This is a genomic window from Flavobacterium limicola (assembly GCF_003634755.1).
Lineage (GTDB): Bacteria > Bacteroidota > Bacteroidia > Flavobacteriales > Flavobacteriaceae > Flavobacterium > Flavobacterium limicola.
Genome location: NZ_RBXA01000001.1, coordinates 737,320 through 759,699, shown reverse-complemented (window position 1 = coordinate 759,699; position 22,380 = coordinate 737,320). Strand labels below are relative to the sequence as shown.

The window sequence follows — 22,380 nt, the reverse complement described above, 5'->3', positions numbered from 1 at the left end:
TCAAGTTTAAAGTTTAAGGTTGTTGAAAGTTCAGCAACCTTAAACTTTAAACCTTAAACTTTTAAACAATAAAAATGCTAAAGCAATTCTTAAATTTAAAGTTATCACAGAAATTATCTCCACAGCAAATTCAGCTGATGAAGTTAATTCAATTGCCTACGCAAGCTTTCGAACAACGTTTATTGGAAGAAATGAACGAAAATCCAGCTTTGGAAGCCGGAAAAGAAGAAGATGAGTATGAAAAGGACGAGTTCGAAAACGAAGATTATGACGATTATGACGATGCCGAATCGGAGCGCATTGACGCAGAAGACATCAACATTGACGAATATTTAAGCAACGACGAAACACCGGATTATAAAACACAGGCCAATAATTACAGCGATGATGACGATGATCGCGAAACGCCTTTTGCAGCGCCAGTAAGTTTCCACCAAGATTTAATAAATCAGTTGAACACCTTTATTTTAAATGATGAGGAGCGTGAAATTGCAGAATTTCTAGTGGGAAGTATTGATGACATGGGTTATATCCGAAGAAGCGTTCCAGATATGGTAGATGACATGGCGTTTACACAAGGTATTTACACTGATGAAAAGATGGTGGAGAAAATGTTGCACGTGATTCATGAACTCGAACCATCCGGTGTAGGAGCACGTGATTTACAGGAATGTTTATTGTTGCAATTGAAACACAAAACACCAACAGAATATGTGGAATTAGCTACTGATATTATCGAAAATCAGTTTGATGCTTTTACCAAAAAACATTACGATAAACTGTTACAAAAATACAATGTTTCGAATGAGCAACTGAAAAAAGCCATTCACGAAATAGAAAAACTGAATCCAAAACCAGGCGGATCTTTTACTGGAAACAACAAAGTAACTGAAAATGTGGTTCCTGATTTCGCCATCAGAATTGTGGACGGTGAACTGGAATTGACCTTAAACGGACGAAATGCTCCTTCCCTACATGTTTCCAAAGATTATCAGGAAATGATGCAAACATATAAGGATTCTCGTGATAAATCAGCGCAGCAAAAAGATGCAGTGCAGTTTATCAAACAAAAATTAGATTCGGCTAAATGGTTTATCGATGCGATACGCCAACGTCAGGAAACGCTTTTTGTAACTATGAATGCGATTATGCATTATCAAGAAGAATATTTTCTGGACGGTGATGAAACCAAGTTGAAACCGATGATTCTGAAAGATATTGCTGATATGGTAGGTCTTGATATTTCTACAATTTCACGTGTTGCGAACAGCAAGTATGTAGAAACGCCTTATGGCACGAAACTGATTAAAGAATTCTTCTCGGAATCAATGAAAAATGACCAAGGCGAAGATGTTTCTACACTGGAAATTAAAAAAATCCTTCAGAACACCATTGAGGAAGAAGACAAGAAAAAACCACTTCCGGACGATCAACTGGCCGAAATCCTTAAAGAAAAAGGCTATCCAATCGCCAGAAGAACGATTGCAAAATACAGGGAACAACTTGATATTCCGGTAGCGAGAATGAGAAAGAAGATGTAAGATTGTTGATTTAGAAATATTAAAAAGGGGGAATTTGTTTTGAAACAAATTCCTCCTTTTTTTATGGAGTAAATTTTATTCTTATATCAAATTAAATATCACTAAATGTGGGTATTGTATAAGGAGTTAAATAGATTGACCTTGCAGATTGGAAGTTTGAAAAAAGACAAGTCATTAACGTTATACTAACTAAATCACATTGAAAAAATTGGTTTTTAGTAACTTTTAAATTACCTTTGAAATGAATTTACGGGAAGTCATTGCGTATAAAAATTACTTTGAAGATTTTCTTCTTGAACAACCAAAAAAAGTTCAGGATAAAATCTTTAAGATTATTGAAGCCATAGAAACCCTTGAAAGAGTTCCATCCAATTATTTAAAATCAATGGAAGGAACAAATGGACTTTATGAAGCAAGAATACAATTGGCTTCAAACATTTGGAGAGTTTTTTGTTTTTTTGACAATGGAAGGCTTGTTATTTTGCTAAACGGCTTTCAAAAGAAAACGCAGAAAACGCCTAAAATTGAGATTGATAAAGCCCTGCGTTTAATGAAACAATATTATCAAGAAAAATCAAATGAAAATGGAAACTAAAAGCTGGAAAGAAATTAAAGATAGTGTTTACGGAGAAAAAGGAACAGAAAGACGTGATGAACTTGAAAGAGACTTTGAAGGATTTAAAATTGGTTTACTATTAAAAAAAGCACGTTTAGAAAAAAACTTAACGCAAACAGAACTTGCAGAACTTGTGGATAAAAAAAGAGAATATATTTCAAAAATCGAGAATAACGGAAGTAACCTCACGCTAAAAACCTTGTACGATATTGTAGAAAAAGGATTCGGTGGAAAAGTAAAAATTCAGATTGAACTATAACCATTTCAAAAGAAAAAGAAAAACCCTTTCGAAGTTTAGAACTCTGAAAGGGTTTTTCTTTTTCAAAACTTTGTATTTCAATCCAGTTCCGGCTCCCTCTCCTTTGGAGAGGGCTTAGGGAGAGGATTTATTTTCCCTCCTGATCTTTTTTCATCGCATGATAATACGCGGCACGACTCAACGGTTCGTATTCTTCTGTTTCTCCTAACATAACGAGTTTGTCATTGTCGGTTTTTCGGAAACTGTAATTGGCAAGATTTCCGGTGCGGGTGCATACAGCGTGCACTTTGGTCACATATTCGGCAGTTGCCATTAATGCGGGCATGGGACCAAAAGGATTTCCCTTGAAATCCATATCTAATCCGGCAACAATTACCCGAATTCCCTGATTCGCCAAATCATTACAAATTTTGACAATTTCGTCATCAAAAAACTGTGCTTCGTCAATGCCTACAACATCACAACCTTGCGCCAAAATAGCAATATTTGCGGCAGCAGGAACAGGCGTGGAACGGATTTCGTTAGCATCATGTGACACCACCATTTCATCATCATAGCGCGTATCTATTGCCGGTTTAAAAATTTCGACTTTTTGCTTGGCAAACTGCGCTCTTTTCAAACGACGGATCAATTCTTCGGTTTTACCCGAAAACATGGAGCCACAAATGACTTCAATCCAACCAAATTGTTCTTTATGATTTACTGTATTTTCGAGAAACATTTTGTATTTTTCTGACTTAAAAAATGAATAGTTTTTATTACTTTGTAATAGACAAACCGACTTAAAAATTTTATACTTTTACGTCGTTTCAAAAGTATAAAATTTATATCAAATCGGAGATTCGCGAGCACTTATTTAAAAAAATAAAAATCGCGATACAAAGAATCCCTTTTCTGGGGAGGATAAAAAGATATGATAAAAACGCATCAAAAAAGCCCCGCCTAACACCCTATAATTTCAACAGTCATGAAAAAAAAACTGGAAGCCGATTTAATCAGCATTGCACACAGAATATTACAGCTAAAAAATAAATCTGATATCAATCAATTATATCTGGAAACGCAGAAGTTATATGAAAAACTTTCTGTCTTACGATTTGTGGACGAACATTTTAGTGAAGCAAAACCAACTATTGGTATAACGGAAATCAGCAAAGAAATAGAATCTATTTTTGATACAAGTGAGTCGGCTCAACAGGAAGCAGAAGCTTTAATTGAAGAAACTGTTGTAGAAGAAGTTACTGAAACGACTTTGAAAAAAACCGAAGAAACAACTGCTTCACCGGAAGAAGAAGCTATTACAACAGAAGAAGAAAGTGCTGTCGATGAAGAAGAAACGGCAACTGAGGAATCTGTAGATGAAGATGCAAGTGAAATGCCTTTGGAACAAACAGAAGAGGTAATTGACGCGAGCGAGGAAGAGGAAGAAACTGTGGTAGAACGAGAAATAGTTGCGAGCACAGAAATGGAAATAGAAGAAGAAACAGTTGAGCCTGAAGCGCCTTTTGAACCTGCTTTCGAATTATCACAGGAAAAAGAAGTGCAGGCCGAGCTGGAAATACCAAAGAAAACAGAAGCCGTACAAATCTCTTTTGAAGATTTATTAGGTGGCAATTACCACGATACACTTTTTGTAAAAAAACAGCAAGTCGATAATATTCCCACTGCAATAGTTATTGAAACTCCAAAAGAAGTGTTACCTGCTGAAGAGCCAAAATTAGATAATGTTTCAGCAGAATCTGCTGAAAAAGCGGAGCCAAAAACAGTTTCTTTGAACGATAAATTAGCCAAAGGAATCAACATCGATTTGAATGATCGTTTGGCCTTTATAAAACATCTTTTTGGAAACAGCAGCGAGGATTACAACCGTGTTTTAAGCCAACTTATCACGTTTGACACCTTCTATGAAACACGCGATTTTGTACAGGAAATGGTAAAACCAGATTACAACAATTGGGAAGGAAAACAAGATTATGAGGAACGTTTCATGGATATTATAGAGAAAAAATTCTTGTAACTTTCTTGTAACTTTTTCTGAATATACATTTGAACAAATACAGATTTTCTATAAAATTTGTATTTAATTATTTTATCTATGTCAAAATTATACATCGTTCCTACGCCTATTGGCAATCTTGAAGACATGACTTTTCGAGCCATTCGGATTCTTAAGGAAGTCGATTTGATTCTCGCTGAAGATACGCGTACGAGTGGAAAATTGTTAAAGCATTTCGAAATTGGCACCCACATGTACAGCCATCACATGCACAACGAACACAAAACCGTTGAGAATTTAATTTCTCGTTTAAAAGCTGGAGAAAATATCGCATTAATCTCGGATGCAGGGACACCTGCTATTTCGGACCCAGGCTTTTTATTAACCCGCGCTTGTGTTGAAAATGGAGTTGAAGTAGAATGTTTGCCTGGAGCAACAGCATTTGTACCTGCATTAGTAAACAGTGGCTTGCCCAATGATAAATTTGTATTCGAAGGTTTTTTGCCTGACAAAAAAGGAAAACAAACCCGTTATTTGGCCTTAGCCGAAGAAACAAGAACAATGATTTTGTATGTTTCACCGCACAAATTACTAAAAACTTTAGCAGAATTCATTACTTATTTTGGTGAAGACAGACCGATTTGTGTTTGTAGAGAATTATCCAAACTACATGAAGAAAATGTTCGAGGAACAGTACGAGAAGTTTTGACTCATTTTGAAAAAATAGCTCCAAGAGGAGAAATTGTTGTGGTTGTAGGTGGAAAACCGGTAACAAAAGAGCCTAAAAAATCTAAATTCGCAGCTGAAGAATAATCATGAAAAAGGAAAAAATTATTGTAATCGGTGCGGGACTTTGTGGACTCTACACTGCTTTTTTACTTCAAAAAAAAGGAATAGAAGTTCTGATATTGGAGGCTAATACCAGAATTGGAGGCCGCATAAAAACCATAACAGGGGCAACAGCTGTCACGATGGAAATGGGTGCGACTTGGTTTGGAAACCAACACCGCCATCTTCTGGAGGTACTTCAAACTTTAGAACTCCCTTATTTTAGACAACATACAAAAGGCATTTCATTATTTGAAACGATGTCTTTTGTGCCGCCACAGAAATTTGAAATATCAGATTCTGAAGAACCTTCTTTTCGCATTGAGGGCGGAACAGCAACACTAATTGAGAAATTAACTTCTGAAATTGGGATGCAAAATATTAAAACACAAACCAAAATAGTCGCAATAAAAGAGCAAAATAATCAATTAATAGTAACGGATTCAAGCGGAAACACTTATTCAGCCGATAAAGTAATCAGCACTATCCCACCCAATTTGTTTGTAAACTCGGTGATTTTTGAACCCAAATTACCCGATAATTTCACACAACTAGCCACGAAAACGCATACTTGGATGGGCGAATCTATAAAATTCGCTGTGGAATATAAAACTCCTTTTTGGAAACAGAATAATTATTCTGGAACCTTATTCAGCCAAGCCAGTATTATTCAGGAAATGTATGATCACAGCACTGCTAATAATTCCGGTTTTGCATTAAAAGGTTTCCTAAACGGAGGAACCGCAGTCCTGTCTTTTGAAGAGCGCAAAGAAAAAGTAATAGCGCAACTAACGGCTTTCTTTGGACCAGAAGCTTCGGATTATGTAGCCTATTACGAGAACGTTTGGAGGGAAGAACCGCTTACATTTCAGCCGTATGAACAACTCGTATTAGCGCACCAAAACAACGGACATTCCCTTTTCAAAACACCATTGCTAAACGATAAATTATATGTTTCCGGAGCAGAAACTGCCACTCAAAACCCTGGTTATATGGATGGCGCTATTTTTGCCGCGAAAACAATTGCCTCACAATTGCCTCACAATTCTAAACAATGAAAATCAATATGACTATAGCCGCTTTCTTAGAGAAATTAAAACAAACACCTGAAACAATAGTATTTTCGGAAACCATTGCTACTATCGAAGAAAACTACGACTTTACACCTACAGCATTCGAGAATGGTTTGCAACACAATGCAGCAGGAGAAAATTCAGGATCTTGCAAATTATTTTCGTTCGCCGAAATTCAAAACTTATCAGAAGCAGAAACATTAGCCTGTTTTGGAGCCTATTATTACGAAGATGTTTTACAAAATCCAAACGGAACTGATCATCAAAACATCCGCAATTTCATGAAAACCGGTTGGGATGGAATTGCCTTTTACGGAAGTGCTTTAGTGTTGAAAAAATAAAAATTGTTAAAATGCTAATTCCTATTATAAATCGACAGACATAATTAGCGAATTAGCGGTGGTTCCCTTTTCGAATTCCTAAATTCTATAATACCAAATCACTATGCGTTGGACCTTAAAACCAAAACCTTCCGAGGAGACTGTACAACATTTGGCGAAAGCGTTGAATGTAGAAGATTTTGTGGCCACTTTATTAGTGCAACGCGGTATTGAAACATTTGAAGATGCCAGAAGGTTTTTTCGTCCGAGTTTAGAGGATTTGCACGATCCATATTTGATGAAAGATATGGAAAAAGCAGTTGCCCGAATTGAAAAAGCAATTGAAAGTGAAGAAAATATTCTCGTTTTTGGTGATTATGATGTCGATGGAACCACGGCAGTTTCACTCGTTTCTTCCTATGTAAAAACCTATTATCCGAACGTGGCGACCTATATTCCGGATCGTTATGATGAAGGCTATGGAATTTCATTTAAAGGAATTGACTTTGCTGATGACAATGGGTTTTCGCTTATAATTGCTTTGGATTGTGGTATAAAATCCATCGATCATGTGGGATACGCCAAAGCAAAAAACATCGATTTTATCATTTGTGACCACCACAGACCAGGAGAATTCTTACCCGAAGCTGTTGCCATTCTCGATCCAAAAAGAGACGATTGTTCCTATCCCTACGATGAATTATGCGGTTGCGGAATAGGTTTCAAATTGATTCAGGCTTTGGGCCAAAACCGAAATGAAACAATCGATGATTTGATTCCGTATTTGGATTTGGTTTCAGCTGCGATTGCTGCTGATATTGTCCCTATGACCGGAGAAAATCGGGTGCTGGCTTATTTTGGATTGCAAGTCATCAATACTAATCCAAGACCAGGAATAAAAGCCATTATTCACCAAATAAAAAAACAAACCTTAGATATTACCGATGTTGTTTTCATCATCGCGCCCAGAATAAACGCTGCCGGACGCATCAAACATGGGAATCATGCGGTGGAATTATTAACCGAATTTGATTTTGAGCAAGCCCAACAATTTGCTTCTGAAATCGAGGCGTATAATTCGGAGCGAAAAGATTTAGACAAATTAATCACCAAAGAAGCATTACAACAAATTGAGGAAAACAATGAAAAAAAGCGTTTTACTTCCGTAGTTTTTCAAGAAGATTGGCACAAAGGAGTGATTGGAATTGTCGCTTCCCGATTGATTGAAACCTATTATCGTCCGACACTTGTTTTTACCAAAAGTGGCGATAAATATGCCGCTTCGGCACGTTCCGTAAAAGGGTTCGATGTGTATAATGCGCTCGAAGCCTGTACCGAACATTTGGAACAATTTGGTGGTCACATGTATGCTGCGGGAATGACGTTGAAGGAAGAAAATTATCAAATCTTCAAAGATGCTTTCGAAAAAGAAGTCGGAAGAACCATTCATCCCGATATGTTGACTCCAGAAATTGCCGTTGATGCCGAAATCGATTTTGCAGATATTACTCCAAAATTAATCCGAATCCTGAAACAATTTGAACCGTACGGACCACAAAATATGACTCCAATTTTCCTGACTAAAAATATTAAAGACACCGGTTATGGAAAACCTATGGGGCAAGAAGAGGAACATCTAAAACTTTTTGTCAAACAAAATAACTCCGAAGGCATCGCTGCAATTGGATTTAATTTGGGAAACAAAATCGAACTGACTACGCATCAAAAACCTTTTCAAGCTGTGTATTGCATTGATGAAAACGAATGGAAAGGCAAATTCAGTTTGCAATTGCGATTGCGAGATATTAAATAATGATTGTGATACTATGAAAAAAAACGACCCATACTCAGCTCTGCGTTATAAAGAATTCAATATTTTTTTATTATTACGTTTTGCCATGGTTTTTGGTTGGTCAATGCAGTTTATTGTCATTGAATGGGAAGTATACAGTTTGACCAAAAATCCGTTATCATTAGGAATCATAGGATTAATGGAAGTTATTCCGGCGATTTCGATGGCTTTATTTGCCGGACACATTGTTGATCAAAAGGAGAAAAAAGGATTGCTTTTCAAATGCATTTTAGGGTTTTCAATCATTAGTTTGGGCTTGTTCTTATTTACGTGGCCACCATTCATAAAAGATTTTTCTACCCAAACTATTTTATATTCCATTTACTTTTTCGTGTTTTTAGGAGGATTGGTACGTGCTTTTCTTGGCCCGACGATATTTTCTCTTTTAGCGTTAATTGTTCCTAAAAAATTATATCCCAATGCTGCCACCTGGAGCAGTTCCGTTTGGCAAATAAGTTCGGTTTTAGGTCCTGCAGTAGCTGGTTTTTCTATTAATTGGATTGGTGTTCACTGGTCAATGTCCATCGTTTTAGGATGTTCAATTTTAGCGTTGATTGCTTTAACCCAAATTGCAACTAAGCCTATTTTAAATCCAAAAATTGGTGAACCTATTATGGAGAGTTTGAAAGAAGGTGTAAAATTTGTTTTCAATAATAAGACTATTTTAGGCGCTTTATCGCTGGATATGATTGCCGTTCTTTTCGGTGGGGCCGTTGCGCTGTTGCCCATTTTTGCACAGGATATTTTGAAAGTAGGTCCGCAGGGATTTGGTGTTTTGAGAGCCGCTCCGGCTGTTGGCGCTTTTTTGATGTTAATAATCTCAGCGTATATTCCTTTTACTAAAAATGCGGGTATGAAATTGTTGTCGGCTATTTTTGCGTTCGGGATTTGCATTATCGTTTTTGGACTTTCTTCTATTTTTTGGTTGTCTGTCGTGGCTTTATTTTTAAGCGGTGTTTTCGATGGGATTTCGGTGGTGATACGTCAAACTATTTTGCAATTGAAAACTCCCGATCACATGCGAGGCCGAGTTGCAGCTGTGAATTCTATATTTGTGGGTTCCTCAAATGAATTAGGAGCTTTTGAAAGCGGATTAACCGCAAAACTGATGGGAACCGTTAGTGCTGTGGTCTTTGGCGGAAGCATGACATTGATTACCGTATTTCTTACCGGAGCCGTATCGCCTACTTTTAGAAAACTGGACTTGCAAAAAGATGTTGAGGAACACGAAAAGAGCGAGTAATAAATAGATTCTTTTTAGAAAAAACACTTCTTATTATCTTTCGGTAAATTAATCTCAAGATTACTTACCGACTTTTTTTATGTCTTTTTTATGTTTTATTATTTAGAATAAATATAAATAATACTTATATTTGTTTCAAATTGATGACACATGCAAGAAATAAAACAAATATATCATAACCATTTAGGCACTGCTTTTTACTGGAGAAAAGACAATGATGTAGTATTGGACAAAGTCCAACTGGTTTTTAGAGAAATGGGTTTTTATTTTACTCAACAGGAACTGCAACTATTTAAGCGCTGTATTGAAGACAGCTATATCCAAAACAAATGTTGCGACAATTGTGAACTGAAAAACAAATGCCATAAATTTTTACTAAAAACGCCTTGTTCCCAAATTGATTTGGCCGTTTCCATAGAAGAATTAGATGCCGTAAAAGACTTGGTGGAAGGCACTTTGTTTAAAATAAATTTGGATGATTATTTGTATGGCGAGGGAATGAATTAGGGATTAATACTTTTTAATCTCAAAATTCTCGCCATCAAAAACACCATAGGTAAAATACGTAATCCAGTCACCTAGATTCACATACTCGGCATTTTCTCCTACGGTAACTTTCATAGGCAAATGGCGGTGTCCAAAAATAAGGTAATTGTAGTGTTTGGTTTCCAGTTTTCTTTTGGAATAGAGAATTAGCCATTCGTTGTCTTCGCCAAGAAAAGTTACATCTTCATCACCAGAAATCAGCTTATTTTTTACGGAAAGATATTGCGCCAGTTTCACGCCAATATCCGGATGAAGCCATCTAAAAAGCCATTTGAAAAACGGATTTGTAAATATCTTTTTCATGCGTTTGTATCCTAAATCGCCCGGACCTTTTCCGTCGCCGTGGCCAATAAGGAATGTTTTATCTCCAAAAGTATATTCTTGATTATCATGAAACACAGGAATATTGAGTTCTATCTGGAAATAATCTTTCATCCATAAATCATGGTTTCCCACGAAGAAATAAATAGGGATTCCAGAATCTCTGATTTCGGCAAGTTTGCCTAAAACACGAATGAATCCTTTTGGGACTACGGTTTTGTATTCGAACCAAAAATCAAATAAATCACCCAACAGAAAAATAGCTTCTGCATCGCCTTTTACTTCGTCGAGCCAAGCTACAAATTTTTGTTCTCTCGGAAAACTCAATTTAGGTGTTGGTGCGCCAAAGTGCTGATCGGAGGCGAAATATATTTTTTTGTTATGGGGTAATTGCATGAAGTTACAGTATGGATTTCATATTATCACTGGCAAACCATTCTGCAAAAGAAGATTCGGTTTCTTGTAATTTTAAGGAGAAAAGAGTGATTCCTTGTGGTAATCTATTGATGATTCTTTGAGAAAAATCAACTACCATATTTTCGCTTGTTGGTTGGTAATCAACCAATATAACATGATGTCCGCGGCTCATCAATTCGTTTGCCAATTCGATATGCGGCGTTGTTCCGTTGAAAACAGTCGCATGGTCAAACTGATCTACAATTTCTTCTTTTACAATTTTCTTTAAATCCGTGAAGTCAATCACCATTCCAAATTTCACATTGGAACGATCTGTAATTGGAGTTCCAATTACTGTTACTGACAATTTATAACTATGTCCGTGAACATTTTTACATTTCCCGTCATAACCGTATAAGGCGTGACCGGTTTCGAAACTAAATTGTTTTGTAATTCTGATATTGCTCATCGGAGTTTAATTTTTGATGCAAATTTAGCAAATTGATATGAGAAATGAGATGTAAATCTTGGTATTTGGATTCCACTGAGGTCTAGCCCTGATGGAAACGGCATCCTTTTTATAAGGTGATTTTTCTTCACCTTATAAAAAGATATAGTGTACAGCAGGAAATAGCTCCTGAAATAAATTCAGAATAAATCCTGAAAAAAATTACTTTTTGAATTGAGATAATGCTTTTCTGGTAAAATCAGACAACACCAATTTACCCGAAATCGCGGCGCGTTCCAGCAATAATGTGTCCCAATGTTGTGTTCCTTCCCACAAAACTTTTTTCATTTCCATTAAAGCTTCGGGATTATAACTGGATAATTTAGCGCTGAAATCAGCTATTGCGGCATCCAATTCTTCGACGGTTTCAAATGTATTGGCATACAATCCTTTGGCTGCTGCCCAATCAGCAGTTTTCCATTCGTGGGCTGCGAGCGTCATTTCGGCCATTGCCGTTTTTCCAATTTTCTTTGAAACGACTGGTTCTATTACAAAGGGGCCAATTCCAATAGCTAATTCTGACAATTTTATGGAAGCATTTTTTGTAGCCAAGGTGTAATCACAAGCGGAAGCAATTCCTACGCCACCACCAACTGCTTTTCCGTGAATGCGACCCACGATAAGCTTGGAACACAAACGCATGGCGTTAATTAAATGAGCAAATCCAGAAAAAAACTCGGTTCCTTCTGATTCATTGGAAACAGCCAAAAGTTCATCAAATGAAGCACCTGCACAAAAAGCACCTGAGCCTTCACTTTGTATAACAATCACCGAAACAGTTGGATTGGCACTTAAATTATTGAATTCAGTAGTGAGTCGGTCTAATAATTCTCTGGGAAAAGAATTACTTGAAGGGTGACCAAATATAACGGTTGCGATTTTATTATCGATAGTTGTAACGAGCGAACCTGTTGGGTTTTCTGATGGCATAGTAGTGATTTTGATGTAAAGTTAAAAAAAGTAAAGGAGGATTTGACCTTTTTTAAAATAGAATGAATTTGTATTTTTGAAATTTGCTTTTTGGAAAATTTATATGTTATATTTGCGACTAAGTTTGGGGGATTAGCTCATTTGGCTAGAGTGCTTGCCTGGCAGGCAAGAGGTGATCGGTTCGAATCCGATATTCTCCACAAAAAACCGTAAAATCTTTTAAGTAAGAGTTTACGGTTTTTTTATTACGCTATTCACAATTCTATTTAAACAAATAAGCAATAGCTATTGAACCATAAAAATAACCTGTGACCAAATCATTCTTCAACTCTTTTCCTCTGTAAATAAAGGCATACGACAAATTAAGATTGTTTTTTCGGTATTTTATTCCTGATTCCGCATTAAAACGAAATGGAATTAAATCATACGTTATCGGGCTGGTATCATTAAAAAGACTTCCCTGTATTGTAGCATCATACAATTTATAATTTATACCGGGAACGATGTAAAAATACAACTCACTATCATTTTGCTGAGAATTAGCATGAACAGAACCTCCATAAAGATTAGAATCATAAACAGGCAGTACTTTTTTTATACTGATTCTAGTCAAAAACCCTGCAGAAACTCCCGTAAAAATAGTTCCTAAATCTGCTTTTGATTGAAAATGAAAATCTATATTCTGTTTGTTTTGTTTGACAAACAACTTATTAGAAAATAAAAAATTAGTTTGAAGGGCTACCGCATTTTTAATTTGGTACTGCCAGCCCTGAACTGATTTATAATTAAAAATTGCGTGAAATTCCTTTTGCATTTCTTCAGCAAATGAATTAACACCAATGAAACCGAGCTGAACCGCAACCTTCAATACCGATTCATTTTGATAAAAACTGGTTCTCCCCGCTTCAACAAAAAGATAACCAGCAAACGGCCGATCATTTAATCTTGCATCATTTGCTTTAATAGTTCTGGGATTATAAATATATTGGCCAATTCGAAATTCCAATATTTTTTTATTTATTGCTTCCTTATCATTTTTTACTAGAAACCTATAAAAAAACTCTAACCCATTGGTATAATACTTGTCATTCTTGGAAGAGGTATATAGATCATTATCCGTAATGAGACCTATCTCATTCATTTTATTTTGAGCAAAAGCAAAAGCGAAGAACATAATCAGAATACTACAAAGGATTTTCCTAAATAGCATCTAATAATTAATTTTTCCAACAGTTCGCATCACGCGCACAATTTTAGCTTTTCGTCTGTTGATATACGAGGAAGAACTTGTTGCCGAATATTTTCTAGGATTGGGTAATATCGCAGCAATTCCAGCTGCCTGCATCGGTGTAAGACTCGATGCATCTTTTCGATACCAATGTTCTGCGGCCGCTTGTGCCCCATAAACACCATTTCCCATTTCGATACTATTCAAGTACACTTCCATGATGCGTTCCTTACCCCAAATAATTTCAATCAGAACCGTAAAATAAGCTTCAAGTCCTTTTCTCAAATAACTTCGGCCTTGCCAAAGAAAAACATTTTTGGCGGTTTGTTGTGATATGGTGCTTCCCCCTTTTATTCTTCGACCTCTTTCATTGCTTTTATACGCTTTTTGCATGGCGACAAAATCAAAACCGTTGTGTTTCAGGAACGTTCCGTCTTCACTGGCAATTACGGCTTTTTGAAGATTCATCGAGATATTCTCAATTGGTTCCCAGTCGTGGCTAAAAAAAACTTCTTTTCCAGCAGCTTTGTTTTCAATCGCCCGAATCACCATTAATGGTGTAAACGGTACCGGAACAAATTTAAAAAGCACCACAAAAAATAAAGAAAGTCCGAAGAACCATAACAATACTTTGAATAAAAAACGGGTTAGTTTGCTCATAAAAGAGGTCGGTTCTTTTTTAACGGGTTGTCTTGATTTTCTTGGTGTTATTTTCGTTGCCATTATATTAAATCTGCTAATTCTGTTCCAATTAAACTTCCTATTGCCACTCCCATTCCACCCAATCGTACGCCACAATAGACATTATCGGACAATTGTGAAACGATGGGATTCTTACTATTGCCAATACCCATAATCCCGCTCCAACGGTGTGCAACCTGGAAATCCTGATTCGGCAAAATTACTTCTTTTAATAATTGTTCCAATTTTTTTTGGACGATTTCTGTTTGTCCAAATTCGGTTGTGTTTTCCGTCTCAAAATCCAGGTTTCTTCCTCCGCCTAATAGTATTCTGTCGCCAATATTCCTGAAATAATAATACCCTCGATCTAAGTGAAAAGTCCCTTTTATGTCTAAATTTTTAATAGGTTCCGTGATTAAAACCTGTGCTCTGGCTGGCTTAACAGCTCCATTAGTAATTCCGTTAGCAAAACCGTTCGTCGCAAACAATATTTTTTTAGTCGTGAAACTGAAATCGCCAAGCGCCACTTCCACTCCATTACCTTTGTCGAAATAAGAGGTAACAGTTTGTTGGTTTAAAATTAAAATATTTTTAGAAACCGCTTCTTTCAATAACGCCTGCATCATATTTCCGGTATCAATCTGTGCTTCAAATGGATTAAAAACTAAATATTCCTGTATCCCGCCAAATCCAAAACGATCTACTTCTTTGGCAAAAACATCCGCTTTGAAAAGTGGTCTTAAGATTTCATTGATGAACGGTAATTTCCCGACACACTCACTGTAACAACTCTCATCGTCTTTTAAAAATAACTCATATCCGCCATACGGTTTGAAATCTATCGTGTCATCACCGAGTCTTTTTCGTAACAATTGCAATCCTTTCCAACGTTTTTGGATTAGATGAATCACTTCTTCTTCCGAGTGGGATTTTAAATCGTCTATGATTTCTGAAAGGCTTCCGAAACACGCAAAACCGGCATTTTTAGTACTTGCGCCTTGCGGCAACATTCCTTTTTCCAATACCAGAATTTTGCTTTCCGGGAACCTTTCGCGCATGCGCAATGCAGCATGCAAGCCCACAATACCACTTCCTACGATGGTATAATGGACATCAGTAAACCAGTTTTTCAACTCCCAATAGCTCAAATCCATGTCCAAATATTTTTTATAAAATTAATAATTTTTTGGATTTATTCTCAATTTATTTCAGGAGCTAATCCCCCTATCCGTTTCAATCTTTCTAATCCTGAACTTGTTTCAGAATCCTGAAACAAGTTCAGGATTAGAAAGGATTTCCACTTTTATCGGGGCTAAAAAGCAAGTGTTAAAAACGAAAAAACATCAATTAAAATTGGCTAATTTTAGCATTCGAAAAAATCAATAATTACAATGAAAAAAATACTGTTTATACCCTTATTAATGATGAGTTTAACTGCTATGGCACAAAATGTAATGACTCCGGAACTGCTCTGGAAACTAGGAAGAGTAACTCCTTTAGGTATTTCCAAAGATGGAAAAAATATAGTTTATAAAGTGACCACTCCTTCGGTGGAAGAAAACAAATCGGACTCTAAATTCTACATTTTACCTGTAAATGGAGGAAATCCAACTGAAGTAAAAGATACCAAAGACTTATTAAAAGACAAAAATACTTCTCCGGATGGGAAATATATCGTTTATAATGAGGAAGTAAAAATCGAAAAAATTCACGGAAAAGATTTTTATCCGGAACTGGAAAAATCAGACGCTCAAATCTATGATGGCTTGAATTACCGCCATTGGGACACTTGGAACGAAGGAAAATACAACCATGTTTTTTACAAAGAAAACAAAGAAAGCGCAGCGGGAATTGACATTATGAAAGGCGAAAATTTTGACAGTCCACAAAAACCTTTTGGTGGAGACGAAGATTACATTTGGTCGCCAGACAGCAAAAGCATCTTGTACGTTAGTAAGAAAAAAGCAGGAACCGATTATGCTATTTCTACCAACACCAATATTTTCGAATACAATCTGGAAACAGGAAAAACGATCAATAAAACTGAGGAAAACCTAGGATATGATACTGCTCCACAATTTTCTCCAACAGGCAATTTGACTTGGTTGCAAATGAAACGTGACGGTTATGAAGCCGATAAAAACGACCTGATGGTGAGTTTCAAAGGAATGAAGATGAACTTAACGGCTAATTGGGACGGAACAGTTGATCATTTCATTTGGAGTCCTGACGGGAAAAAAATCTTTTTTGTGGCGCCGATAGACGGAACAAAACAATTGTTTGAAGTTAATTTTCCGGGTCTAACCAAAATAGCGATCACTGTTCGCCAAATCACAACTGGCGATTTTGATGTCAATGATTTAGTTGGTTTCTCAGGCGATAACATCATCGTAACGAAAACCGACATGAATCATGCGGCGGAAATTTTTTCATATAATTTAAACAAAAATACTTGGAAACAACTTTCCAATGTCAATTCGGCAACCTATAATTCTTTGGCGTTAAGCAAAACCGAAAGAAGATATGTAACGACAACGGATGGCAAAAAAATGTTAGTTTGGGTAGTTCTGCCGCCTAATTTTGATGCTTCAAAAAAATACCCAACGCTATTATATTGCCAGGGCGGACCACAATCTGCATTGACACAATTTTATTCCTACCGATGGAATTTGCAGTTGATGGCTGCAAACGGCTATATTGTTGTGGCTCCAAACCGTCGCGGAATGCCGGGTCACGGTGTAGAATGGAATGAGCAAATCAGCAAAGACTGGGGCGGACAAGTGATTGACGATTACCTATCAGCGATTGATGATGTGGCGAAGGAAAAATATGTTGATACAAGCCGTTTAGGATGCGTTGGCGCCAGTTACGGCGGATATTCCGTTTTCTATTTAGCGGGAATACACAACAACCGATTCAAAACGTTCATTGCCCACGATGGCGTTTTTAATACCCAAAGCATGTTTGGAACTACTGAGGAAGTTTTCTTCAGCAACTGGGATTTTGGTGGTGCGTATTGGGAGAAAGATAATGCTGTAGCTCAAAAAACGTACACGACATTCAACCCAATGACTTTAGTGGAAAAATGGAACAAACCTATTTTAATTATTCAAGGCGGAAAAGATTTCCGTGTACCAATAGGACAAGGTCAAGAAGCGTTCCAAGCAGCTCAATTGCGTGGCATAAAAAGCAGATTCTTGTATTTTCCAGAAGAAAACCACTGGGTGTTGAAACCACAAAATGCTCAGGTTTGGCAAGGTGAATTTTTCAAATGGCTGAAAGAAACCTTGTAGATTTGAACTTATAAAAGAAATTAAACCTCACTTTTCCGTGAGGTTTTTTTGTTCCCTTCAAAATATTTTGAATATCTTAACTTTAAAGCCTTATCTAATTTTTATCTTTGAAAAATGGACAATAAAAAAAGTTATATTCCGATAAAAGTTTTCATTAGTTATCTGGTGCTAGCTTTACTTTTTGCAAGTGTGGGCTGGTTTTTATACTCCGAAAGCAACGTTTTTTCAGAAACTGAAAGTAAGGCTGTTAAAGAAAATAGCAAGATTTTAAAAGTAAGTAATTTACTTTCTAAAATATATAAAACAGAAAGTTTAGCCCGAATAACCGTTCAGTCTAATTCTGAAAAAGATTTCAAGAATTATATTTCTAAAACAGACTCCTTAAAATTAGATATTGATTCTTTAAAATTATTGGTCACAACTCCCTATCAGATTACTTTATTGGATAGTGTAAAGTTTTTATTATCTAAAAAAACTCAAAATATAAAGCAACTTAAAGCCATAAAAAACAAGACCAATGATGAAGCTGCAGTAAAAAATGCAATTGAGGATTTAACAAAGATAGAATCTTCGTTACGAAAGCTCCAATTGGAAGATTTTGTAAAATATCCCTCAGAAATGGGAGAATATCAACGAAATGTACTTAAAAAATACGTCTCCTACTTAAATCAAAACATTCCTGATGACAGTACTAATACGTTAAGTAAAAAAGCTACTGATTCAATTTTAATGGCTTCCAAAACATTGTTGAATGAAGTGAAGAAAGAGACCGAAAAAAAGAAAATATTATTGAATTTTGAAGAAAATAAATTGCTTAAAAATGAAATTTCCATATCGGAACAATTAAGAAAAATCTTAAATATCGTAGAAAGTGAGATTATTAGAAATACAACCAAAAATAATCTAGACCGAGAAAATTCATTAAAAAAAACAAACCGAATCGTAACTATAGCTGCGGCGATAGGATCATTGTCGACATTATTATTTTTAGTGTTAATTTTAAATGATTTTTCAAAAACTCAATCCTATAAAAGACAACTTGAGGCAGCGAACACCAAAACCAAAACACTTCTTAAAAATAGAGAGCAACTTATTTCCACAGTAAGCCACGACTTAAAAACCCCTTTAAGTACAATCTTAGGCTACACCGAACTTTTGGGCAATTCAATCTTAAATCCAAAGCAAGAACATTTCACAAAAAACATCAAAAATTCTTCAGAATATATCTCGAAATTAGTTCAGGATTTACTTGATTTTACTCAAATTGAGGCTGGAAAAATAGTTGTTGAAAAAATCCCTTTTTCTTTATATGATATTATTCATGAAATAGGAAACAGCATACAATCGGTTTATATTCAAAAACCAATACAACTTGACATCAAAATTGATCCTAATCTAAAACAAAAAATCATAGGCGACCCGTTCAGGCTGAAACAAATATTGTCTAATATCATAGGAAATGCGTTCAAATTTACAGATAAAGGATTCATAAAAATTGAAGTTACGGTTAATCCTGAAACCGATAGAATATGCATCCGTATTGAGGATTCTGGCATTGGAATTGCAGAAAAAAATCAGCACTTAATTTTTGAAGAATTCACACAAGCCGACGAAAATATTGAAAAAAAATATGGAGGAACGGGTTTAGGACTTACCATCTCTAAAAAAATGACGGCTATTCTAGGCGGTGAATTGAGTTTAAAAAGTGAATTAGGCAAAGGAAGCATTTTTGAAATCCAAATTCCGTTAATTTTTGACGATACACTATCCAAAAAAGAAATTTTTATCAATCCTTCAAAAGAGAAATTCACAGCAGTAATCATTGATGATGATGAGAGTTTGTTGAAGTTAACAACCGAAGTTTTAAAACAGCATCATTATACTGTTTTTCCGTTTAATAATGCCTCTGATGCGATTACTGCACTCCCAAATATTGATTTTGATTTCATAATTACTGATATTCAAATGCCTGTTGTGGATGGTTTCTTATTTTTAAAAAAACTAAAAAAATCAACAGAAATAAATTATAAAAACGAGCCAATTATTGCAGTAACGGGAAGAAATGATTTAGATATAGAAAATTACAAAAAAGCGGGTTTCACAACGGTGGTCAGAAAACCATTTTCTCCAAAAGGATTGCTTAAAACCATCAAAGCAATTATGAATAATACGGAAATCCCTGTTGAATCAGACTTGAAAACTGACTCTAAACAAACAAACAAACCATATTCGCTAAAAGCGTTGAAATCATTTTTATCCGATGAAGATGAGGCTTTAAAAGAGGTTTTACTAACCTTTATGACAAGCACAAAGGAGAGTTTACAATTTTTAGAACAAGCAATCTTAGAGGACAACTTTCTTGAAATTAAAAATAGTGCTCACAAAATGAATCCAATGTTTAAGCAAATCAAGGCTTCTCATATTAGTACAATTCTAGATCAATTAGAGTTAGAAGAACATATAATCCAAAACATAAATATTATTTTTACGGATTTAAAAAACAAGATTGCGATTCTTTTTACACTTCTGGAAAAGGAAATAAACTAATTGATATCGTATAATTTTAATTTATTATACAATGTTTTTCTGTTGATTTTAAGCAATTTTGCTGCTTCAGTTTTATTATTATTCGTTTTATTTAAAGCCTCAAGAATAGTGTCTTTTTCATTTTCAGACAATGAAAAATCATTTGTTGTTGTAGGTTCATTTCGAAAAAATTCTACTGGAAGTGTTGCTTTTTCAATAAAATCTCCTTGTGACAAAAGCGTGGCTCTTTTGATACAATTTTGAAGTTCCCTGAGATTTCCCGGCCATCTGTAGTTTTGAAAAATAGTCATAACTTCAGAAGAAAATCCGATGACATTTTTGTTCAATTCTTGATTTGATTTTTCAAGAAAAAAAGCTGAAAAAAGCATTAAATCCTCATTTCGCTCTACTAATGAAGGAGAATGAATGGAGAACTCATTGATTCGGTGGTATAAATCTTCTCTGAAATCTCCTCTTTTTACTGCTTCGCGCAAATCTTCATTTGTTGCGGTAATAATCCTTATATCAACATCAATTTCTTTATTACTGCCAACGGGTTTTATTTTTCTTTCTTGTAAAGCACGTAAAAGCTGGATTTGATTTTCATAAGAAAGATTCCCTATTTCATCCAGAAAGATAGTTCCACCATTTGCCGCTTCAAAAAAACCGATTTTATCTTGGATTGCTCCCGTAAAAGATCCTTTTAGATGCCCAAAAAATTCACTCGCTGCTAATTCTTTTGGAATGGAACCACAGTCAACTGCAATGAAATTAGTGTTTTTTCTGGAACTGTTTTCATGAATACTTTTTGCAATGACTTCTTTTCCAGTTCCGCTTTCGCCAATAATTAAAACAGACATGTTTGTTGGGCTGACTAATTGAATGTATTCAGCAAGCTTTTGGGACGCTTGAGAAATACCTTTAACGAATTCATCAGTAGTTTTTTTAACTTCTTGTTTTTTATTTTTAGACGTTGAAACTATCTTGTTAGATATTTGTAGTGCACACGTAATAACCAATAAAACTTCCTCAGGATTAAATGGTTTTGAAATGTAATCCGCAGCACCGTTTTTTATAGCTTTTACAGCTGTACTCACATCCGAATATCCTGTCATTAGTACTACAGGAACATTTGGGTGAGTTAATTTTATTTCTGACATGAGTACAATCCCATCAGAATCGGGAAGCCTTAAATCCGTGATAATTAAATCGAATTCGTTACTTTTAATCTTGGATTTTGCTTCTGCGGCTGAAAATGTTGCCGTTACATCATAGGATTTTTTTATTAGAAATTTTTCTAATAACCTACAAAAAGCGACATCGTCTTCAATCAATAAAATCTTAGCCATTAACATTGTTTAACTTTAGGGCTAAAATAAAGTTATTAAATTTGTATTCTCATAATTTTTTGCAAAAAAAAGAGACTGTTAAAAAACAATCTCTTTTAAAAAATAAAAAATTTCCCTAAATTATTTATTTATCCAGTTCCCTTCAGCATCTGCATAAACAGTAGCTTTCTGGTCTCCAACTGTGATTTCTAATTTATATTCTTTCTTTGCATTAACAGAGGCTTTTACAAGTATAGCGTCCGGTTTAGCGGTTTTCAATGCTGCTTTCACCGCTTCAGGAATTGCTTCTGCCTGGACTTCGGTATATTCTTCTTGCATTAAGACAGATTGAGTAACTATATTGCTTACCGGAATAATAGTTGCATAAGTTGATAAACTTCCTAAAACGATTGCCGCTGATACCATTAACTTTTTCATCTTATTTACTTTAGTTTATTATTATTTTTGAATCCATTTTCCATTTGCATCTGCAAAAAGATTTCCTTTTTTATCGCCAACAGTGATATCTAATTTATACTCTTTGTTAGCATTAATATACGCTTTATCAAGTATTGCATCTGGATAGGCTGTTTTTAACGCAGCTTTTACAGCCTCTGGTACTTCTTCTAATTTCACCTCTGTATATTCTTCTTGAATAGATTGTGATGTGGTAGCGGAGTTAGTTGTAGGAAGGGTAGTTGCGTATGTTGAAAAACTTCCTAAAACGATTGCTGCTGATAAGATTAACTTTTTCATAATATTTATTTTTAAATTATTCATTTGTTATTGTTGTTTAAGATAAAGGAATAATTGTACCAGTTTTTTACGAGAACCTAAAAGACCTGTAATAGACTAAAAAATAGAGTATTAGTTTTTTATCACTTTGTTTTAAGAT

22 protein-coding genes and 1 tRNA gene are annotated in these 22,380 nt (G+C 35.4%); 13 read left to right on the top strand and 10 right to left on the bottom strand.

Annotated elements, in window-relative coordinates; all coding sequences use genetic code 11:
* Nucleotides 1-74 precede the first annotated feature (74 nt).
* From rpoN to BC952_RS03355, 3 genes are all read left to right on the top strand, one after another.
* On the top strand, nt 75-1,541 hold the full coding sequence (gene rpoN, locus BC952_RS03365) for an RNA polymerase factor sigma-54 (protein WP_121364245.1): 1,467 nt from the start codon (nt 75-77) through the stop codon (nt 1,539-1,541).
* Nucleotides 1,542-1,782: 241 nt separating this feature from the next.
* A complete protein-coding gene (locus BC952_RS03360) occupies nt 1,783-2,136 on the top strand; it encodes a type II toxin-antitoxin system RelE/ParE family toxin (RefSeq protein WP_121364244.1) in 354 nt (117 codons plus the stop codon).
* On the top strand, nt 2,126-2,416 hold the full coding sequence (locus tag BC952_RS03355; protein ID WP_121364937.1) for a helix-turn-helix domain-containing protein: 291 nt from the start codon (nt 2,126-2,128) through the stop codon (nt 2,414-2,416). Before BC952_RS03360 ends, BC952_RS03355 begins: the two co-directional genes overlap by 11 nt.
* A 127-nt stretch (nt 2,417-2,543) precedes the next feature.
* Here BC952_RS03355 and BC952_RS03350 read toward each other — a convergent pair whose 3' ends face one another.
* Nucleotides 2,544-3,137, bottom strand: coding sequence for a thymidine kinase (locus BC952_RS03350; RefSeq protein WP_121364243.1), 594 nt, complete (start codon nt 3,135-3,137; stop codon nt 2,544-2,546).
* Nucleotides 3,138-3,383: 246 nt separating this feature from the next.
* Here BC952_RS03350 and BC952_RS03345 point away from each other — a divergent pair, with 246 nt between their 5' ends.
* The 7 genes from BC952_RS03345 (at nt 3,384) to BC952_RS03315 (ending at nt 10,235) form a co-directional block, all read left to right on the top strand.
* Nucleotides 3,384-4,433 carry a hypothetical protein gene (locus tag BC952_RS03345; RefSeq protein WP_121364242.1) on the top strand — a complete coding sequence of 350 codons (1,050 nt, stop codon included), beginning with the start codon at nt 3,384-3,386 and terminating at the stop codon, nt 4,431-4,433.
* A gap of 78 nt (nt 4,434-4,511) precedes the next feature.
* Nucleotides 4,512-5,225, top strand: a complete 714-nt coding sequence (gene rsmI, locus BC952_RS03340; protein WP_121364241.1) for a 16S rRNA (cytidine(1402)-2'-O)-methyltransferase — start codon at nt 4,512-4,514, stop codon at nt 5,223-5,225.
* Nucleotides 5,226-5,227: 2 nt separating this feature from the next.
* The gene (locus BC952_RS03335) at nt 5,228-6,298 is read left to right on the top strand and encodes a flavin monoamine oxidase family protein (RefSeq protein ID WP_121364240.1); all 1,071 of its coding nucleotides are present in this window, start codon (nt 5,228-5,230) and stop codon (nt 6,296-6,298) included.
* An 8-nt stretch (nt 6,299-6,306) separates the two neighbouring features.
* Complete coding sequence (locus BC952_RS03330; RefSeq protein ID WP_121364936.1) at nt 6,307-6,654, top strand: HopJ type III effector protein; 348 nt, start codon at nt 6,307-6,309, stop codon at nt 6,652-6,654.
* 103 nt (nt 6,655-6,757) lie between these two features.
* Nucleotides 6,758-8,446, top strand: a complete 1,689-nt coding sequence (gene recJ / locus BC952_RS03325; protein WP_121364239.1) for a single-stranded-DNA-specific exonuclease RecJ — start codon at nt 6,758-6,760, stop codon at nt 8,444-8,446.
* 13 nt (nt 8,447-8,459) lie between these two features.
* A complete protein-coding gene (locus BC952_RS03320; protein WP_121364935.1) occupies nt 8,460-9,728 on the top strand; it encodes an MFS transporter in 1,269 nt (422 codons plus the stop codon).
* 150 nt (nt 9,729-9,878) lie between these two features.
* Nucleotides 9,879-10,235 carry a hypothetical protein gene (locus tag BC952_RS03315; RefSeq protein ID WP_121364238.1) on the top strand — a complete coding sequence of 119 codons (357 nt, stop codon included), beginning with the start codon at nt 9,879-9,881 and terminating at the stop codon, nt 10,233-10,235.
* A 3-nt stretch (nt 10,236-10,238) separates the two neighbouring features.
* Here the strand turns inward: BC952_RS03315 and BC952_RS03310 are convergent, their stop codons facing one another.
* The 3 genes from BC952_RS03310 to BC952_RS03300 form a co-directional block, all read right to left on the bottom strand.
* A complete protein-coding gene (locus tag BC952_RS03310; protein WP_121364237.1) occupies nt 10,239-10,991 on the bottom strand; it encodes a UDP-2,3-diacylglucosamine diphosphatase in 753 nt (250 codons plus the stop codon).
* 4 nt (nt 10,992-10,995) lie between these two features.
* Nucleotides 10,996-11,460 carry a 6-pyruvoyl trahydropterin synthase family protein gene (locus BC952_RS03305; RefSeq protein ID WP_121364236.1) on the bottom strand — a complete coding sequence of 155 codons (465 nt, stop codon included), beginning with the start codon at nt 11,458-11,460 and terminating at the stop codon, nt 10,996-10,998.
* Between the two features lie 201 nt (nt 11,461-11,661).
* Entirely contained in the window at nt 11,662-12,429 is a 768-nt protein-coding gene (locus tag BC952_RS03300; protein WP_121364235.1) for an enoyl-CoA hydratase/isomerase family protein, read from the bottom strand.
* Nucleotides 12,430-12,555: 126 nt separating this feature from the next.
* Here BC952_RS03300 and BC952_RS03295 point away from each other — a divergent pair.
* Nucleotides 12,556-12,629 (top strand) — tRNA-Ala (locus BC952_RS03295).
* 62 nt (nt 12,630-12,691) lie between these two features.
* Here the strand turns inward: BC952_RS03295 and BC952_RS03290 are convergent.
* The 3 genes from BC952_RS03290 to BC952_RS03280 are packed head-to-tail and all read right to left on the bottom strand — an operon-like array spanning nt 12,692 to nt 15,492.
* Nucleotides 12,692-13,603 carry a lipid A deacylase LpxR family protein gene (locus tag BC952_RS03290; RefSeq protein ID WP_341866835.1) on the bottom strand — a complete coding sequence of 304 codons (912 nt, stop codon included), beginning with the start codon at nt 13,601-13,603 and terminating at the stop codon, nt 12,692-12,694.
* A 36-nt stretch (nt 13,604-13,639) separates the two neighbouring features.
* Nucleotides 13,640-14,380 (bottom strand): monofunctional biosynthetic peptidoglycan transglycosylase, encoded by a 741-nt coding sequence (gene mtgA / locus BC952_RS03285; protein WP_121364233.1) that lies wholly within the window; start codon nt 14,378-14,380, stop codon nt 13,640-13,642.
* Nucleotides 14,380-15,492 carry an NAD(P)/FAD-dependent oxidoreductase gene (locus tag BC952_RS03280; RefSeq protein ID WP_121364232.1) on the bottom strand — a complete coding sequence of 371 codons (1,113 nt, stop codon included), beginning with the start codon at nt 15,490-15,492 and terminating at the stop codon, nt 14,380-14,382. Before BC952_RS03280 ends, mtgA begins: the two co-directional genes overlap by 1 nt.
* A 237-nt stretch (nt 15,493-15,729) precedes the next feature.
* Between BC952_RS03280 and BC952_RS03275 the strand changes: the two genes are divergently transcribed.
* Complete coding sequence (locus BC952_RS03275) at nt 15,730-17,631, top strand: S9 family peptidase (RefSeq protein ID WP_121364231.1); 1,902 nt, start codon at nt 15,730-15,732, stop codon at nt 17,629-17,631.
* Nucleotides 17,632-17,745: 114 nt separating this feature from the next.
* Entirely contained in the window at nt 17,746-20,178 is a 2,433-nt protein-coding gene (locus BC952_RS03270) for an ATP-binding response regulator (RefSeq protein WP_121364230.1), read from the top strand.
* Here BC952_RS03270 and BC952_RS03265 read toward each other — a convergent pair.
* The 3 genes from BC952_RS03265 to BC952_RS03255 form a co-directional block, all read right to left on the bottom strand.
* Nucleotides 20,175-21,506 carry a sigma-54-dependent transcriptional regulator gene (locus BC952_RS03265; protein WP_121364934.1) on the bottom strand — a complete coding sequence of 444 codons (1,332 nt, stop codon included), beginning with the start codon at nt 21,504-21,506 and terminating at the stop codon, nt 20,175-20,177. The two genes, BC952_RS03270 and BC952_RS03265, sit on opposite strands and share 4 nt — an antisense overlap.
* 120 nt (nt 21,507-21,626) lie before the next feature.
* Nucleotides 21,627-21,923, bottom strand: coding sequence for a hypothetical protein (locus BC952_RS03260; RefSeq protein WP_121364229.1), 297 nt, complete (start codon nt 21,921-21,923; stop codon nt 21,627-21,629).
* Between the two features lie 21 nt (nt 21,924-21,944).
* Nucleotides 21,945-22,241: a hypothetical protein gene (locus tag BC952_RS03255; RefSeq protein WP_121364933.1), complete on the bottom strand. Its 297-nt coding sequence runs from the start codon at nt 22,239-22,241 to the stop codon at nt 21,945-21,947.
* Nucleotides 22,242-22,380: the final 139 nt, after the last annotated feature.